General features: G+C 74.5%; 13 protein-coding genes. 5 read left to right on the plus strand and 8 right to left on the minus strand.

All coding sequences use genetic code 11. The features are described from left to right. The first annotated feature begins 76 nt into the window (after window positions 1-76). Complete coding sequence (locus SM611_RS09385) at window positions 77-1,798, plus strand: hypothetical protein (RefSeq protein ID WP_371948810.1); 1,722 nt, start codon at window positions 77-79, stop codon at window positions 1,796-1,798. Here the strand turns inward: SM611_RS09385 and SM611_RS09390 are convergent. From SM611_RS09390 to SM611_RS09425, 8 genes are all read right to left on the minus strand, one after another. After that, window positions 1,792-2,889, minus strand: coding sequence for a baeRF3 domain-containing protein (locus SM611_RS09390; RefSeq protein WP_371948811.1), 1,098 nt, complete (start codon window positions 2,887-2,889; stop codon window positions 1,792-1,794). The genes SM611_RS09385 and SM611_RS09390 overlap by 7 nt on opposite strands. Before the next feature lie 110 nt (window positions 2,890-2,999). Beyond that, on the minus strand, window positions 3,000-3,935 hold the full coding sequence (locus SM611_RS09395; RefSeq protein ID WP_371948812.1) for an LLM class F420-dependent oxidoreductase: 936 nt from the start codon (window positions 3,933-3,935) through the stop codon (window positions 3,000-3,002). Window positions 3,936-3,960: 25 nt separating this feature from the next. After that, the gene (locus SM611_RS09400; protein ID WP_371948813.1) at window positions 3,961-4,614 is read right to left on the minus strand and encodes a response regulator; all 654 of its coding nucleotides are present in this window, start codon (window positions 4,612-4,614) and stop codon (window positions 3,961-3,963) included. Next, a complete protein-coding gene (locus tag SM611_RS09405) occupies window positions 4,611-5,846 on the minus strand; it encodes a sensor histidine kinase (protein WP_371948815.1) in 1,236 nt (411 codons plus the stop codon). Before SM611_RS09405 ends, SM611_RS09400 begins: the two co-directional genes overlap by 4 nt. 148 nt (window positions 5,847-5,994) lie before the next feature. After that, entirely contained in the window at window positions 5,995-8,070 is a 2,076-nt protein-coding gene (locus SM611_RS09410; protein WP_371948817.1) for a bifunctional copper resistance protein CopD/cytochrome c oxidase assembly protein, read from the minus strand. After that, on the minus strand, window positions 8,063-8,695 hold the full coding sequence (locus SM611_RS09415; RefSeq protein WP_371948819.1) for a copper resistance CopC family protein: 633 nt from the start codon (window positions 8,693-8,695) through the stop codon (window positions 8,063-8,065). Before SM611_RS09415 ends, SM611_RS09410 begins: the two co-directional genes overlap by 8 nt. Before the next feature lie 119 nt (window positions 8,696-8,814). Further along, complete coding sequence (locus SM611_RS09420) at window positions 8,815-9,912, minus strand: DUF5685 family protein (protein ID WP_371948820.1); 1,098 nt, start codon at window positions 9,910-9,912, stop codon at window positions 8,815-8,817. Window positions 9,913-9,977: 65 nt separating this feature from the next. Then, window positions 9,978-11,276, minus strand: a complete 1,299-nt coding sequence (locus tag SM611_RS09425; RefSeq protein ID WP_371948821.1) for a helix-turn-helix domain-containing protein — start codon at window positions 11,274-11,276, stop codon at window positions 9,978-9,980. A 297-nt stretch (window positions 11,277-11,573) separates the two neighbouring features. On the opposite strand from SM611_RS09425, the gene SM611_RS09430 reads away from it, so the two are divergent. The 4 genes from SM611_RS09430 (at window position 11,574) to ald (ending at window position 16,551) form a co-directional block, all read left to right on the plus strand. After that, window positions 11,574-13,019 (plus strand): NCS2 family permease, encoded by a 1,446-nt coding sequence (locus SM611_RS09430; RefSeq protein ID WP_371948822.1) that lies wholly within the window; start codon window positions 11,574-11,576, stop codon window positions 13,017-13,019. Between the two features lie 143 nt (window positions 13,020-13,162). Next, window positions 13,163-14,344: a glycerate kinase gene (locus SM611_RS09435; RefSeq protein ID WP_371948823.1), complete on the plus strand. Its 1,182-nt coding sequence runs from the start codon at window positions 13,163-13,165 to the stop codon at window positions 14,342-14,344. Window positions 14,345-14,449: 105 nt separating this feature from the next. Continuing rightward, a complete protein-coding gene (locus tag SM611_RS09440; RefSeq protein ID WP_371948824.1) occupies window positions 14,450-15,259 on the plus strand; it encodes an SAM-dependent methyltransferase in 810 nt (269 codons plus the stop codon). 176 nt (window positions 15,260-15,435) lie between these two features. Further along, window positions 15,436-16,551: an alanine dehydrogenase gene (ald, locus tag SM611_RS09445; RefSeq protein ID WP_371948826.1), complete on the plus strand. Its 1,116-nt coding sequence runs from the start codon at window positions 15,436-15,438 to the stop codon at window positions 16,549-16,551. Window positions 16,552-16,618: the final 67 nt, after the last annotated feature.

Genomic DNA, 16,618 nt, shown 5'->3' on the forward strand with positions numbered 1-16,618 from the left:
CATGGAGCGAGTTGTGTCACAAGATCCGGACATCGCCCGCACAGGACCATGACAGACCGCCGGAACGGTGGAGCGCATGACGCTCGCGACCGTTCCGCCCCGCCCGCAGGCCCCGCCCGCAACGCTCCGTCCAGCCGGCCGGCGCCCCCGCGCGCTGCCGTGGCTGCTCGCGGCCGGCATGCTCGCGCAGGCGGCGGTCCGGCTGTGGTTCGCCCGCGCCCGGACGGGCCCGGTCGCGAACCCCGACGAGACCGGATATCTCCTCGCGGCCCGGTGGCTGGCCGGCGGGCCGGGCGCCGACCTGTCCGGGAACACCTTCTACCAGGGCGGATATCCGCTCCTGCTCACCCCGGTGTACTGGTTCTCCCGCGATCCGGTGACGGTGTACACGGCCGTCCTCGCGATCAACGCGGTCGCCGGCGCGGCGCTGTTCCCGCTCGGGTACGCGGCGGCGCGGCGGTTCGGGCTCGGCCGGCGCGCGGCGCTGCCGCTCTCCTTCGGGGCGGCGCTGCTGCCCGCCACGACGTTCTTCGGCGCGTTCGCGCTCGCGGACGCCGTCCTGCCGGCGCTCGTCATGGCGTGGCTGCTGGGGCTCGACCGCTTCGTCCGGAACGGCCGGGCCGGTGACGCGGTGCTGGCGAGCGTGGTCGCCTCGTACTCGGCGGCCGTCCACACTCGCGGGACGGTTGTCCTCCTCGTCCACGCCCTGACGCTGGTCGTCCTCACGGTGGGGCGCCGGCGGAGACGGCGCGGGGCTCTGGCCGGCGGCGGCGCGGCGCTCGCCGGATACGCCGCGGGGGCCGCGCTGAACGCGTGGCTTCGCGCCGAACTGTATCCGGGCGGCGTCCGGGACCTGGCCGGGATCCTGGAGTCCCGCCTCACCACGCTCTCCGGGCAGGCGTGGGCGTGGTCCGGGGCCGCCGGGCAGCTCTGGTACCTGATCGCGTCCACGTGGGGGCTCGCGGGCGCCGGGCTCGCGGTCGTCGCGGTGACGCTCGTCCGGCGGGGCGCCCCGGCGGCCGACCGGATCATGGCCGCCGTGCTGCTCACCGCCACGTGCGGGATCGCCTACGCGTCGTCGGCCGCGCTGCCGGACGAGCACCGGGTGGGGAACTTCGCCTACGGCCGGTACCTGTCGTGCCTCGCCCTCGTCTACGCGCTGGCCGGGGCGGCGGCCCTCCTGCGGTCGGGCGCCCGCACGGCCCTCCGGCTGGCGGCGGCGTCCGTCCTCCTCCTGGAGGGCACCGGGCTCTGGGTCACCGTCCACGCGGGCGAGCGGCTGCGCACCCACGCGTTCATCGCGTTCGACTTCCCCGAGACCACGTTCCTGACCGGCGACCGCACCGCACTGCGCATGCGGGAGGCGGCGCTCGCCTCGATCGCCCTGCTGTGCGCGCTGGCGCTGATGTCCAGGCTGAGGAGAAGGCCCCTCATGGCCGTCGGCCTCGCCGGAGTCAACCTGGCCGCGCTGACGTTCGCGATGGGCCCCTCACCCGAGCGCGTCCGCCCGGCTCCGCCGTTCCCGGGCCCGGCCGCGGGCGGGGTCGCCGCGGACGCCACGCTCAACTGGGCGATCAGGACGAAGCTCATGTACCCGGTGTGGTGGACGCGCATCGACCGGCTCGACGGCCGCCCGCCCGAGCCCGGCGTGTGCACGGTCCTGGTCCCCCTGCCGGGGGGTACGGCCCCGGAGGCGTCCTGGCCCGGGCACCCGGCGGGCTGGCGGCCGCACGCGCGGCGCGACTGGTCGATCGGCTGGGTGATCTGGCACGACCCGGCCTGCCGGACGGGTCAGTAGCGGGTCACCAGGGCGATGCGGCCGTGGTCGACGAGGAAGCCGTCGGAGACGAAGGTGACCTCGCCGCCGTACTCCAGCACCGTCTCGATGACGTCGTCCACGGCGTCGTCGACGACGTCCGCGCCCTTGAGGACGCCGGGCATGCCGTCCACCGGGACGAGTTCGCCGCGCGCCTTCACCGCCGGCGCGTAGTAGCCGCGCTCGACGACCAGGTGCTCGCCGCGGCCCTCCTCGACCAGCGGCGTGACCTCGCAGAGCCCGCCCGCGTACCGCTGGATGCTGCGCGCGGCCTCCAGCTCGGCGAGCACGCCGACCTCGCGGAGGTCCTCGTAGGCGGCGAGCGCCGGGCGGGCCGCCTCCGCGAGCACGCTGGCCGCGGCGCCCTCGAAGCTGCCGTCGACGCGCCCCGCCACGGTGATGTGCGGGCCGGCGACCTCGTCGAAGAACGCCTGGTGCCGGATGACGCCGGCGACGATCAGCGGCCGGCGGTCGCGGGCGAGGACCCGGTCGAGCGCCGCCACCGCGTCCCGCATCTGCCGGCGCTGCCGCTCGCCGTCGCCGCCCTGCGCGGCGCGCCGCGCCTGCCGCCCGGAGCCGGCCTCGTCGAGCGGCTCGGGCACGACGGGGAAGCCGCCGCCGGTCCGCTCGGTCAGCTCCTCGCCGCGGCCGTCCCACAGCCGGGTCCGCTGGTCCGACAGCGACAGCAGCCAGTAGCGCGGGGTGCGGGTGTAGGCGGCGACGAGGTCGCGGGTCGCGAACCCGGTGTCGACGACGACCCGCTCGTCCACGGGCTGGTCGATCGTGAACGCGTGGTGCTCCCCGTCCGGCGCGGCGAACAGGACGAGGCCGTCGGAGGCGTGCCGCAGGTCGATCTCCTCCGCGGCGCTCTCCAGCCCGCGCAGGACGTGGTCGGCGGCGTCGTGCGCCACCCGGTCGTCGTCGTGCAGCCGGCGCCGCACCTCGGCGAGGAGGTTGCGCAGCCTGATCGGGTCCTGCCGGTTGTCCGGGACGGAGCGGTGCGTCGGCATCAGCACCGACACCGCCGGATAGGCGCGCGGCTTGCGCAGCTCGGACAGGGTAACGGCGTCCATGATCCCCCGATCGTCGACCTTTGTTCCCTCTGTCTCTTTTGTAACTACCCGCAGGTAAACCGGGTGTAAGCGCGCGTCGATGAGCGGGCCACCGACGCTTCCCGCGCCGTTCAGACGCGCTCGATCACCGGGCCGAGGACGTCCACGAACGGCGCGTGCACCGTCACGTAGGAGAACCCGAACCGCTCGCGCCGCTCCCGTATCTGCCCGGCGATCTGGTCCGGGGTCCCGAGCAGGACGAACGGCGTGTCGAGGATCTCCTCGACGGTCATGTCCCGCATGCGTTCGGCGCGGAGCCGCTCGGCCACGGCGCGCCGGTCCGGCGTCACCTGGACGTGCTGGACCAGCACGTTCCACTCGATGCCGTCCGCCCGGTCGCCGGCCTGCTCCCGGACGAACCGCACCCGCTCCTGCGCCTCCGCCGCCGTGCCCAGCCGGAACGTCCCGGGCGGCTCGCCCTTGACCTGGTAGGCCCCGGCGATCCCGACGATGTCGGCGTACCGGGCCGCCGTCCGCAGCACGGTGTCGCCCGTGCCCCCGACGAGCAGCGGCGGGCCCGACCCGCCGAACCCGCTGCGCTGCACGGGCGCGAGCTCGGTCAGCCCGAAGTGCTCGGCGACGGGCCGGTGCCGCTCGTAGCCGTCCCCGCCGAACAGCGCGGCCAGTTCCTCGATCGTCCGGGTCATCAGCTCCGCGCGGGCGGCCATAGGCTCCCAGGGGATCCCGGCCGCGTCGAACTCCCATTTCATGTGCCCGGCGCCGAGGCCGAGCTCCACCCGGCCGCCGGTGAGCCGGTCGGCGGTGGCGACCTCGCGGGCCAGCAGGTGGGCGTTCCAGAAACCGGCGTTCAGCACGAGCGTGCCGACGCGCAGCCGCTCGGTGGCGTCCGCGGCGGCGACCATCGTCGGGAAGGGGGCCGGGGCGCCGAGGTGGTCGGGCACGAGCGCGACGTCGAACCCGTACCCCTCGCCGCGCCTGCACCGCTCGGCGAATTCGCCGCGCGAGGGGATGTCGAAGAAGTTGAAGCCGAAGCGGAAGTCCCTCATGCGATCACAGTGGCACAGTGCCACCTCAGCCGGGCGTGATGAAGGACGTCTCGTAGGCGAGGATCACCGCCTGGGTGCGGTCGCGGGCCTGGAGCTTGGCGAGGATGTTGCCGACGTGCGTCTTCACCGTCTGCGGGCTCACGAACAGGTCCTGGGCGATCTCGGCGTTCGAGCGGCCCTTGGCCATCAGCCGCAGCACGTCCCCCTCCCGCTCGGTCAGCCGCTCGTGCCAGCGCGCGCCGCCGCGCCCGCCGGACGGCCCGTGGTGCGCGGCCAGCTCCCGGATCGCCGCCGGGAACAGCAGGCTGTCGCCGTGCGCGACCATCCGGATCGCCTGCAGGATCTCCTCCGGCCGGGTCCGCTTCAGCAGGAACCCGTGCGCGCCGGCCTTCAGCGCGTCGTAGACGTACTCGTCGTTCTCGAACGTGGTCACGACGATGATCCGCGGCGGCCCGGGCACGGTGTCCAGGATGTGGCGGGTCGCCTGGATGCCGTCCAGCCGCGGCATCCGCACGTCCATCAGGACCACGTCGGGGCGCAGCCGGTGCACCTCGCCCGGCACCTCGGTGCCGTCGGCCGCCTCGCCGACCACGGTCAGGTCGTCCTCGGCCTCGATGATGGCGGCGAGGCCCGCCCGGATCAGCCGCTCGTCGTCGACCAGCAGCACCTTGATCGTCATGTTCCGGACCTTAGCGGCAGCGAGACGCGGAACCTCCACGCGTCGCCGTCGGCCCCCGCGCTCATGTCGCCGCGCAGCACCGTGACGCGCTCGCGCACCCCGGCGAGCCCGCGCCCGCCGCCGTGGCCCGCGCCGTCCCCGCGCGGCGCGCCGATCGGGTTGCTCATCTCCACCTCCAGCCGCTCCCCGGCGATGCCGAGCCGCAGCCGCACCGGGACCTTCCCCGCGTGCCGCAGCGCGTTGGTCAGGCCCTCCTGGACGATCCTGTACGCCTCCCGCGACACCGCCGCCGGAACCTGCTCGACCTGGGGATCCACCGCCGCGTCGAGCGCCACCCCGGCGATCCGGGTCTGCTCCAGCAGCCGCCCGAGGTCCTTCAGGGTGGCCTGCGGCGCCGGGCGGGACGGGTCCTCGCGCAGCAGCCCGAGGACGTGGTCGAGGTCCTCCAGCGCGGCGCGCGCCGACTCCTCGATCGCGCCGAGCGCCTCCCGCGCGAACACCGGGTCGTCGTCGAGGACCCGTCCGGCCGCCCCGGCCTGCAGGGTCACCACGCTGAGCGCGTGCCCCACCGAGTCGTGCAGCTCCCGCGCCAGCCGGTTGCGCTCGGCGAGCCGGACCGCCCGGGCCTCCGCCTCGGCGAGCCGCTCCGCGGCGGACGGCCCGAGGAGCCGCGGCGCCAGCCGGGACATCAGCGCGCCCGCCGCCACGATCAGCGCGAGCAGCGCGGCCAGCGACGCCAGCCCGATCGGCGGCCCGGCCCACTGGTGCCAGGCCCCCCGCCATCCCCAGGCCTCCAGCAGCCGGGTGTCCCAGCTCACCACGGGCGTGAGGATCAGCACGGCGGCGAACGGCGGCACCGCCAGGCTGAGCCCGCTGACCACGACACCCGCGCCGAGGTGCAGCGCGAACCACGCCGCGGCCCGGACCCGGCTCTCCCACGAGCGCGCCGACCCGGGGACGAGCGCCGCGGCCGGCCCCTTGAGCAGCTCCTTGGCGAGCGAGCCCTCCAGCAGCCGCACCGTCGGCACGAGCCCGGTCACGAACGCCCCCGCGCCGGGCAGCACGAGCAGCATGAGCACGACCATCACGACGGCGTTGCCCGGCGGGATCAGCGGGGTGACGCTCATCGCGAGGAACCAGTACGGCATCAGCAGCGCGCCGCCCACCACGAGGTGGGACCAGCGCCGCCAGGTCGTCCGCTCGATCAGCGGCCGGAACACGCGAACCACCACACGACGATCCTGACAGACCGCGCCCCGGACCCCCTCCCCCGCGAGAGGGAACCCCGGCCGCCGGCTACGGGCGGGCACGCGGAGCGCCCCCGCCGAGCGCAGCGGGGTCCAGGGGGTCGCCCCCTGGACGGACACGGCGCGGGGAGCGTTAGCGACCGGAGCGAGGAGACTCCTGCCGCGCAGCCGGGGAGCTCGGGGGGGCGTCCCCCCGGTGGGCGGCGTCCCGCTCGGCGAGCTTGGCCAGGCGGGCGTTGTAGGCGGCCAGCTCGTCGTCCTCGGGACGGCCGCCCGCCCGCTCGGCGCGGTCGGCCTTGCGGTCCATGCGGCGCGCCTGGCGCTGGTCGTCGGCGTACCACTGGAACGCCATCACGATGAGGACGATGAACGTCGGGATCTCGCCGAACGCCCACGCGATCGCGCCGCCGGTGTGCTGGTCGTGCAGGGTGGTCGTGCCCCACGGCGGGTCGACGGCCCCGTACCAGCCGCGCGCCAGCGCCTGGCTCATGTTCATCAGCGCGATGCCGAAGAAGGCGTGGAACGGCATCGTGACGAACAGCAGGATGAGCCGGGCGGGGTAGGGCAGCTTGCGCGGCGCCGGGTCGACGCCGAGCAGCACCCAGAAGAACAGCGACCCGGCCGCGAGGAAGTGCACCATCATCGCGATGTGGCCGAGGTGGTTGCGCATCGCCGACTCGAACAGCGGCGTGAAGTACAGCGCGAACGTGCTCACCACGAAGATGAGCGTCGCGACCGCGGGATGCGCGATGACCGCGAGGTAGCGGCTGTGCAGCAGCGCGGTGAGCCACTCGCGCGGGCCGCGGTCGCCGCGCACCCGGGCGGGCTTCAGCGCGCGCAGCGCCAGCGTCACCGGCGCGCCCACGACCAGGAAGATCGGGGTCAGCATGTTCAGCACCATGTGCTGCGCCATGTGCACGCTGAACAGGATCGGCGCGTACTTGGCGACCCCGGTCTGCGTGACGGCGATGATGCTGACGAGCCCGATGAGCCAGGCGGCGGTGCGGCCCATCGGCCACGAGTCGCCGCGCCGCCGCAGCCGGACGACGGCGGCCAGGTAGAGGCCGCCGAGGACGGCGGCGAGGGCGGCGAAGAACAGGTCGAACTGCCAGAGCGTCAGCAGCCGCAGCGGCGTGACCTCGGGCGGCATGTCGTAGCCGAGCAGCGACTTGACCGCCGACTCCGGCTCCGCCGGCGGGGGCGGCGCGGTGCGCGCCAGCGCGACCGCGAGGCCCATGGCGGCGGCCATCACGGCCGCCTCGACGGACGCGAACCGCGCGAACGCCCCCGGCCTGCCCTCGTCCAGGGCGGGCAGCGTCCGGGCCCGGTGCCACCAGCCGAACCAGCCGAGCACCCCGAACGCGACGATCTTGCCGAGCGCGAGCCGCCCGTAGTTCGTGGTGACCAGCTCGGCCGGGTCGGGCAGCCGGGCGATCACGTTCACCAGCCCGCTGGCGCCGACGGTGAGGTAGCACCAGACGGCCATCCGGCTGAACCGGCCGGCCATCAGCGGCAGCCGGTCGCGGCGCAGCAGCGCGTGCGCGCAGACGACGGCGAGCCCGCCGACCCACGGCGCCACGGCGGCGACGTGCAGCGCGACGCCGGTCGTCGCGGTGGCGTGGTTGGCGGCGGAGGCGGAGTGGCCGGTCAGCGGCGCGGGCAGCAGCGCGATCGCGGCCATGGCGAGCAGCCCGAACGCGGCGGCGGGCGTGGTGGTGGTGCGGGCGAGCAGCGCCACGACCACGGCCAGCAGCACCACGATCATGAGGGCGGTGCCCTGCGGGAGCGAGCCGACGTAGCTGCTCAGCTCGCTGCCGGTGAGGACGTCCCCGACCGGCTGGCCGAGGACGTCCGCGACGGTGAAGACCAGGGTGGCCGCCGCGGCGGCGGCCCAGCCCGCGGCGATCCAGGACGCGGCGTTCAGGTAGCCGATCGCGTCCTTGGAGAGCGCGGCGGCGCCGCGCCCGCCCTTGACGGGCAGGAACGCGGCGGCGGCCAGCAGGGCGCCGACGGTCAGCGCGGACAGCAGGTCCATCGCCGCCCGGGACGCGGGCAGCCCCCACCGGGTGAGGGCGCCCGCGTCACCGAGGCCGGGGATGACCTTCTCGGTGACCGAGCCGCCGAGGACGAGACCGGCCACCAGGGCGGCGGCGGCCGCGGCCGCCGCGACCGCGGCGGCCCGCCAGACGCCCAGGCTGCCCTTACTCACTTCCGGCTGCCGCCTGGTGCTTGCGCTTGGCCCGGAAGACGATGGCGGCGCCGATGCCGATGCCGACGACGAGGCCGGCGACGATCAGGATCCAGAGCACCATGCCGGAGCCCGAGTCCTCCTTCTCGGACGCCTGCTCCTGGTCCAGCTTGAGGGGCTGCTCGTTTGCGGTGGCGGCGTCACCCGTCTGCTGCTCGGCGCCGACCGCGCCGGCGGACGGCACGGACGGCTCGGACCCGCCGCCTTCCGAGGTGAACGTGAGGTCGTCGCTCTCGATCGGGTGCCCGTCCTCGCCGACGACCCGGTAGGCCACGGTGTAGGACCCGGCGGGCAGCGGCCCCGTCAGGCGCTGCGTCACCGTGCTCGTCCCGGCGCCCTCGGCCGCGCCCGCCTGGTAGGTCTTGCCGTGCTCGTCCTTGACGACCACCTTCGCCATGCTGATCTTGTCGCTGAAGACCAGTGAGACCTCGGCGATCCCGGACATCGACTGGCCCTTGGCGGGCGTGCTGCTGACCAGCCGGGCGTGCGCGAGGGCGGGCGTCGCGGTGAAGGCTCCGAGGACGAGGGCGAGGGCGGCGACGACGCCGAGCCGGCGCATGCGCCGGCGGGGCTTGAAGATGTTCATGGATGGCCGGGTTCTCTAGTGAGTTGAAGGGCTGCGTCTACCCTACTGAGCCCGCCACCATGGCACGTCCCGGGTTCCCTGGTGGCTCGAACCCGGCAAAATGACACCCATCGGCTGCCTCAGCAATCACACCCGCAGCAGTCGCAATCGCAGTCGCAGTCACAGCAGCCGCCGCAGTCGCAGCAGCTCCCGTCGCAGCCGTCGCAGTGCCGCGTGCACCAGCAGCGGTCCCCGCACGAGTCGCCGTGGTGCTCGCTCCACTCGGGCTGGAAGACGCCGCAGGTCGCGCACACGACCGCCCCGGTGAAGCAGGGCACCGGCCAGCCGGGGCGCGGTGGCCGGGGCCCGCGCCGCGACTGGTTCTCCAGGTCGGCGAAGACCCGGTCGACCGAGCGCCCCACCTCGCGGTCCAGCAGCGCTCGGACGAGCCGCGGACGCTCCAGCTCCAGGTCCGCGAGGGCGAGGCGGAGCCCGTGCAGGGCGCCGTCGGCGTGCCGGCGGGCCTCGCCGAGATCGGTGCCGGTGGCGAGGAGCGGGTTGTAGGCGCCGGACTCCCGGTCGTCGGCGAGGTCCTCGACGGCGTCGATGAGGTGCGCGAGGCGGCCGAAGAAGCGGCCCACCTCGGCGAGCGCCTCGGCGTTGGCCTCCTTGCCCGCGAGGACGGCCGTGTGCGCGAACACGGCGGCGACGGCGGTCTCGGTGGGCTCGGTCAGGTCGAGGAGGCCGAGGCCGGGCTCCGCCTCCAGGACGGGCTGGCGCGCGACGGCGTCCCGCAGCACCGACGGGTCGAAGCCGACCGCGGCGCCCGTCCGCTCGCCCGCGGCGTCCCAGCGGCCGGCCATCCGCCCGGCCGCGGCGGCGACCATGCGGCGCCGGTACGGCCCGTCGCCGTCCGCGACGTGGTCGCGGGTCTTGCCGGCCGCGAGGAGCAGCGACGCGGCGGCGGCGAGCCGGGCGCCCTGCGCCCGCGCCGTGACGACCTCGGCGGTCCGCATCCCGCGCAGCGCGCACGGGCCGGCCTTGCGGCGCGGCGGCGGCTCCGGCGCCTGCGCCTCGACCAGCACCGACACGAGCAGCCCGTCGTAGTTGGTGACGAGCCGCGCGGCCTGGCCGTGCTCGGCCCGCAGCGTCAGGCACAGCCCGCAGAGGTGGGCCATCCAGTCCTTGAACAGCGACCCGCACAGGACATGCCTGCAGGGACGAACAACACCGAACACCGGCAACTCCCCCAGCTCACGAAACTCGCAGCATTATGGACGCCGCGGACCCCGGGCCGGTTCGGTCACACCCCCACGCAGGTGAGCGCGCGGCGGTAGGCGGCCATCCGGGGCTCCTCGGCGTTGCCCGCCTCGGCCAGCACCTCGGCGAGGTCGAACCACGCCTGCGCCGCCTCCCGGGAGGACTCCATCTCCTCCAGGCAGGTCGCGGCCCGGGTCAGCACCTCGGCGGCCCGGTCCCGGCGGCCGAGCCGCACCGACGCCTCGCCGAGCACGGTCAGCGCCCCGGCGGTGGCCCGGCGCGGGGCGTCCCCGAGCAGGTCGAGGGCCTCCTCGGCGAGCGTCACCGCCTCCGCGGGGCGGCCGAGCGCGGTCTCCGCCCGGGCCAGCTCGGTCAGGCACCAGGCGACGTCGATCTCCCCGGACGAGCTGGCGCTGATCTCGCCGCGGACCCGGGTGAGCAGTTCGCGGGCGCGGCCGGCCTGGTCGGGACGGGCGCGCAGCAGCAGCCCGGCGTAGATCACGCGGAGCCGGTTCAGGTCGCGCGGGTCCTCGCCGTCGCCGGCCAGCAGCAGCGCGCGCTCGGCCAGCGTGACGCCGTCCTCGTAGTCGCCGCGGATCTCGGCGACGTAGGCGGCCTCCCAGTAGGCGACCATCCGCGCCCGCGGGCTGCCGATGCGCTCGGCCCGCTCGACGAGCTGGACGGCGAGGTGGCGGGCCCGGACGAGGTCGCCGCGCTCGATGAACGCGGCGAGCAGCGCCGCGCCGAGGTGGACGGCGGCGTCGGTCGAGTCGGCGCCGGTCGCGATGAGGTGCCGCAGCGCGCTCTCGGCGGCCTCGACGCCGGCGCTGACGTCGCCGCGCTCGCGCAGGCACCGGCTCAGCGCGACGTGCACCTTCGCCCAGTGGTCGAGGTCGGCCTCGGCGGAGGCCTCCGCGGTCAGCGCCGTCAGCCCGGCGATCGCCTCCTCCAGCTCGCCGGCGGCCTCCAGCGCGAGGGCGTGGCCCCAGCGCGCCTGGTGCAGCATCTCCGGCAGCGCGACCGCGTCGGCACTGGCGAGGACCTCGGCGAACCGGGCCCGCGCCTCGGCCGCCGCGCCGTTGCTCAGCGCGATCTCGGCGTAGTCGAGGGTGACGCGCAGCTCGTCCACGACGTCCTCGCTGACGCCGCTGACGAGGTAGGTCGCCGAGCAGTTGAGCTTCGCCGCGAGCAGTTCGACCACGCTCGGGGCCGGCACCCGCTTGTCGCTCTCGATCAGCGAGATGTAGCTGTCGGACAGCTCGGGGAAGGCGAGCTGCGCCTGGCTCACGCCCTGCCGGATCCGCAGGGCGCGGATGCGCTGCCCCAGTGTCTCCCGATCCATCGTGTGACCACCGCCTACAGAGTTTTCGCCACGGGGCGCTCGCCGCGCGGGGGGCGCGGCGGCAGCCGGCTCGATCCTCAAGTGTGCCGAGATCCAGGCCGGTCAGGCCCCCGATTCCCGTGATTCGGTACCGAAGCGTGTTCGAACTCGCACAGGGCAGGCTATAGGGGACGCAGCGCCCGCGTCATCGCCCGGTCGGCCCCGTCCCGTCCCGGATTCGGCACCGGCTAATCTGTGCACGCCCAATTTCCGGACCCACACAGCCGGAACCACGCTGCTGAAAGCGGAGCGCCCGTCATGCCCAAGATCGATACCGCCGAGACCGACGATTCACCGCCGGCCGGCGGGCGCGGACCGCTGGAGCGGCTGTTCGACCTCACCGGACGCGGGACGACCGTCGCGCGCGAGATGCGCGGCGGCGTGACCACGTTCTTCGCGATGGCCTACATCATCCTGCTGAACCCGATCATTCTCGGCGGGGCCAAGGACGTCACCGGCGCGACGCTGTCGATCCCGCAGCTGACCACGATGACCGCGCTGTCCGCCGCGATCACCACGGTGATCATGGGACTGGTGGGCAACGCGCCGCTGGCGCTCGCCGCGGGCCTCGGCATCAACGCGGTGGTGGCGTTCCAGGCGGCGCCGGTGATGACCTGGCCGCAGGCGATGGGCCTGGTCGTGATCGAGGGCGCGGTCATCGTGCTGCTGGCGCTCACCGGCATCCGCGAGCGGATCATGAACTCGATCCCGCTGGCGCTCAAGCACGCGATCGCGGTCGGCATCGGCGCGTTCATCGCGCTGGTCGGCCTCATCGACTCGGGGTTCGTCACCTCCAGCGCGACGAGCCCGCCGCTGTCCCTCGGCACCGGCGGCCATCTGGACACGTGGCCGACGCTGGTGTTCGCGCTCACCCTGCTGCTGATGATCGTGCTCTACGTGCGGCGGGTGCCGGGCGCCATCCTGATCAGCATCGTCGCCGGGACGGTCGGCGCCGTAGCCATCCAGGAGAACGCCACCGTCAAGGAGGGCGGCTGGGGCATCGTCACCCCGAACATGCCCGACAAGCTGTTCGCGGCGCCCGACTTCGGGCTCTTCGGGGAGATCGACCTGTTCGGCGGGTTCGGCCGGGCGGGGGTCATCACCGCGCTGGTCGTCCTGTTCACCCTGGTGCTGTCGGGCTTCTTCGACGCGATGGGCACGATCCTCGGAGTCAGCGACGAGGCGGGCCTGCTGGACGAGAAGGGCCAGGTGCCGCGGCTCGGCCGGATCCTGTCGGTGGACGGCGTGTCCGCCGCGTTCGGCGGCGTCACCAGCTCGTCCGCCAACACGGTGTTCGTGGAGTCGGCGGCCGGCGTCGGCGAGGGCGCCCGGACGGGCCTCGCCAACATCGCCACCGGCGCGCTGTTCGCGGTGACGCTGTTCCTCACCCCGCTCGCCGCGACCGTCCCCGCGCAGGCCGCCGCGCCCGCGCTGGTCGTCGTCGGCGCGCTGATGATGACGCAGGTCGCCAAGGTGAACTGGGACGACCTGGAGATCACCATCCCGGCGTTCCTCACCATCGTGCTGATGCCGTTCACGTTCTCGATCACCATCGGGATCGGCGGCGGCATGGTGAGCTACGCGCTGATCAAGCTCGCCAAGGGCAAGATCCGCGAGGTGTCGATCTGGCTGTGGCCCGTGGTGGTGCTGTTCCTGATCTTCTTCGCGATCAACCCGATCGAGCAGTGGCTGGACGTCCGGTAGCCGCCCCGGGGGTCCCGGGGACTCCGGGGGAACACGGCTCTGCGGCCATTTGAGACTCTCGATCGCGCTTGCGGGTGTCAAATAGTGCCGTCATGGCGTAAGCAGAAGGTAGGGCCTTACCCCCCGGCGTGAAAGGCGTGGCTGTGGTGTCCGCGGACTCTCCCTCTCGCCCGTCGCCGCCAGGTCACGTCCTGCTGGCGCCTGACAGGTTCCCGGGAGCGCTGACCGCGGCGCGGGCGGCACGGCATCTCGCGGCCGGGCTGCGCCGTGCCCGGCCGGACGTGCCGCTGGTGGAGCTGCCCGTCGCCGACGGCGGCGAGGGCACCGTGGACGCGGTGGTCGCGGCCGGGTGGCGGCGGGTCGAGGTGGAGGTGTGCGGCCCGACGGGGCGGCCGGTCACCGCGCGGCTGGCGCTGAACGGGCGCAGCGCGGTGGTGGAGCTGGCCGAGGCGTCCGGGCTGCGCCGGCTGCCCGGCGGCGCGCCGCGCCCGCTCACCGCCTCCAGCTTGGGCACGGGCCAGCTGATCGCGCACGCGGTGCGGCTCGGCGCCCGCCGGATCGTGCTCGGCCTCGGCGGCGGCGCCTGCACCGACGGCGGCGCGGGCCTCGTCCAGGGGCTCGGCGGCCGGCTGCTGGACGCGCTCGGCAAGGACCTGCCGCCGGGCGGCGCGGCGCTGCGCTCGCTGCACGCCCTCGACCTGCGCGGCCTGCCCGACATGTCGGGCATCGAGGTGGTGGTGGCGGGCGACTCCGCGGGACCGCTGCTCGGCCGCACCGGCGCCGCCGCCGTGGACGGCCCGCGCCGCGGCGCCGGCCGCGACGAGGTGCGGCTGCTGGACGCGGGCCTGCGCCGCTGGGCCGACCTGGCGGAGGCGGCGGCCCGCCGCGCGGCCCGCGACCTGCCCGGCGCCGGGACGTCCGGCGGCGTCGGCTTCGCCGCGCTGACCTTCCTCGGCGCCACGATCGAGCCCGGCCCGGCGCTGATGCTCGACCTGCTCGGCCTCGCCGAGAAGGCGCGCGGCGCGCGGCTGGTGGTCACCGGCGAGGGCGTCCTCGACGCGCGGTCGCTGCGCGGCAGCGCTCCGATCGGGGTGGCCCGCGCCGCCGCCCGCGCCGGGGCGCCGGTCATCGCGGTGGCCGGCCGCCGCCAGCTGACCGGCGAGCAGCTCCGCAAGGCGCGCATCCAGGCCGCGTACGCGCTGGCCGACATCGAGCCCGACGCCGAGCGCCGCGTCCGCCGGGCCGGGCCGCTGCTGGAGCAGCTGACGGTCGCGATCGCCGACGAGTGGCTGCCCGCGCGCCCGCAGAGTGCATCGTTCCAGTGAATCGCGTGAAGAATCGCCACTTTCCTGGCGACCGCCCGGTCACTCCCTTACCATTCGAGGCGCGGCGGACTTCAGAACTCAACAGCGGCACGAGGCGGACACGGCATGGCCGACGAGCGGTACGACTGGGCGTCACTCGGGATCGACACCACGAAGCCGAGCATCGCTCGGACCTACGACGTGGTGCTGCGGGGCAAGGACAACTTCGAGGTCGACCGGGCCTTCGTGGCCGAGATCGTGAAGATCATCCCGGAGATCTACGACGTCGCCACCTACAACCGGGAGATCCTCGGCCGCGGCGTGCGCCACCTGGCCGGGGAGGCGGGCATCCGCCAGTTCCTCGACCTCGGCTCCGGGCTGCCGACCGTGCAGAACACCCACCAGGTGGCGCAGGCCACCGCGCCGGACGCGCGGGTGGTGTACGTCGACAACGACCCGATCGTCCTCGCGCACGGGCGGGCGCTGCTGGCCGAGAACGCGAACACCACGGTCATCACCGCCGACGTCCGCGAGCCGGAGAAGATCCTCGCGCACGAGGACGTCCGGCGGCTGATCGACTTCGACCGGCCGGTCGCCGTCATGCTCGTCGGCATCCTGCACCACCTGCACGACGACGAGAACCCGCAGGGCATCGTCGAGACGCTGGTGGACGCGGTGCCGTCCGGCAGCCACCTGTTCGTCACGAGCTTCTGCGCGTCCAGCCAGGAGGCGGTCGACGCCGAGGTGCAGTACCAGGGGCTGCTCGGCACCGGGCGGTTCCGCACGCCGGAGGAGATCGGCCGCTACTTCGACGGCCTGGAGCTGCTCGACCCCGGCGTCGTCCCGCTGCCGCTCTGGCGGCCGGACGGGGACGTCCCGGACGAGCTGACCGTCGGCCAGCGCCTCATGTACGGGGGCATCGCCCGCAAGCCGTGACCCGCGCCTGAGCAGGCTCTGAGCACGCCGGCGGCGTCCCGCCCGCGACCCGGGCACGCTTTACACGATGTCATCCATATGCCCCATGCCTTGACACACTGCTCATAGCACGGGGCAGGCTCCGCCCCGCACGCTGGACACGTAGGGTTCGGTCAGCGTTGACAGAGGAGCCCCCGGTGAAGATCGGTGTGCCGCGAGAGATCAAGAACCACGAGTACCGGGTCGCGATCACGCCGGCGGGCGTGCACGAGCTGACCCGGCACGGCCACGAGGTGTTCGTCGAACGGGGCGCCGGGCTCGGCTCGGCCGTCCCGGACGACGACTACACCGCCGCGGGCGGCAAGATCCTGGACGGCCCGGACGAGGTCTGGGCCGAGGGCGAGCTGATCCTGAAGGTGAAGGAGCCGGTCGCGCCCGAGTACCACCGGATGCGCGACGGCCAGATCCTGTTCACCTACCTGCACCTCGCCGCGTCCCGCGCGTGCACCGACGCGCTCCTCGCCGCCGGCGTCACCGCGATCGCCTACGAGACAGTCCAGCTGGCCGACCGGTCGCTGCCGCTGCTCGCCCCCATGTCGGAGGTGGCCGGACGGCTCGCGCCGCAGGTCGGCGCGTACAACCTGATGGCGTCCAACGGCGGCCGGGGCGTGCTGCCGGGCGGCGTGCCCGGCGTGGCCCCGGCGAAGGTCGTCGTCATCGGCGGCGGCGTGTCCGGCCTCAACGCCGCGCAGATCGCCGTGGGGATGGGCGCGGACGTGACGGTCATGGACGTGGACGTCGACCGCCTCCGCCGGATCGACGCCGTCTACCAGGGCCGGCTGCGGACGCTGGTGTCCAGCGCCTACACGGTCGAGCAGGAGGCCCGCGCCGCCGACCTCGTCATCGGCGCCGTGCTGATCCCCGGCGCCCGCGCGCCCAAGCTGATCTCCAACGACCTCGTCGCGAGCATGAAGGCCGGCTCCGTCCTGGTGGACATCGCCATCGACCAGGGCGGCTGCTTTGAGGACTCGCGTCCCACCACGCACGCCGACCCGACCTACACGGTGCACGGGTCGACGTTCTACTGCGTGGCGAACATGCCCGGCTCCGTCCCGAACACCTCCACCTACGCCCTCACCGGGGTCACCCTCCCGTACGCCGTCCAGATCGCCGGCAAGGGGTGGCGCCGCGCCCTGCGCGAGGACGCCGCGCTGGCCCGCGGCCTCAACACCCACGCCGGGGGCCTGGTCTACGACCACGTCGCCGAGGCCCACGGCCTCCCCTGCACGCCCCTCGCCTCGATCCTGGACTGACCGGACTCACCCGCCCCCTCCCCCGTCCCGGGGGTTCGCGCGGGGCGCCCCGCCGGGTAGACAGTCC

Origin of the sequence: Actinomadura monticuli (assembly GCF_041463655.1) — a bacterium.
Taxonomy (GTDB): Bacteria; Actinomycetota; Actinomycetes; order Streptosporangiales; family Streptosporangiaceae; genus Spirillospora; species Spirillospora monticuli.

What these genes read in the sequence shown, in the direction of transcription:
- SM611_RS09415 (WP_371948819.1), bottom strand. Translation starts at nt 8,695, where the DNA reads ATGAACATCTTCAAGCCCCGCCGGCGCATGCGCCGGCTCGGCGTCGTC.
- SM611_RS09385 (WP_371948810.1), top strand. Translation starts at nt 77, where the DNA reads ATGACGCTCGCGACCGTTCCGCCCCGCCCGCAGGCCCCGCCCGCAACG.
- SM611_RS09430 (WP_371948822.1), top strand. Translation starts at nt 11,574, where the DNA reads ATGCCCAAGATCGATACCGCCGAGACCGACGATTCACCGCCGGCCGGC.
- SM611_RS09395 (WP_371948812.1), bottom strand. Translation starts at nt 3,935, where the DNA reads ATGAGGGACTTCCGCTTCGGCTTCAACTTCTTCGACATCCCCTCGCGC.
- SM611_RS09440 (WP_371948824.1), top strand. Translation starts at nt 14,450, where the DNA reads ATGGCCGACGAGCGGTACGACTGGGCGTCACTCGGGATCGACACCACG.
- SM611_RS09400 (WP_371948813.1), bottom strand. Translation starts at nt 4,614, where the DNA reads ATGACGATCAAGGTGCTGCTGGTCGACGACGAGCGGCTGATCCGGGCG.
- SM611_RS09390 (WP_371948811.1), bottom strand. Translation starts at nt 2,889, where the DNA reads ATGGACGCCGTTACCCTGTCCGAGCTGCGCAAGCCGCGCGCCTATCCG.
- SM611_RS09425 (WP_371948821.1), bottom strand. Translation starts at nt 11,276, where the DNA reads ATGGATCGGGAGACACTGGGGCAGCGCATCCGCGCCCTGCGGATCCGG.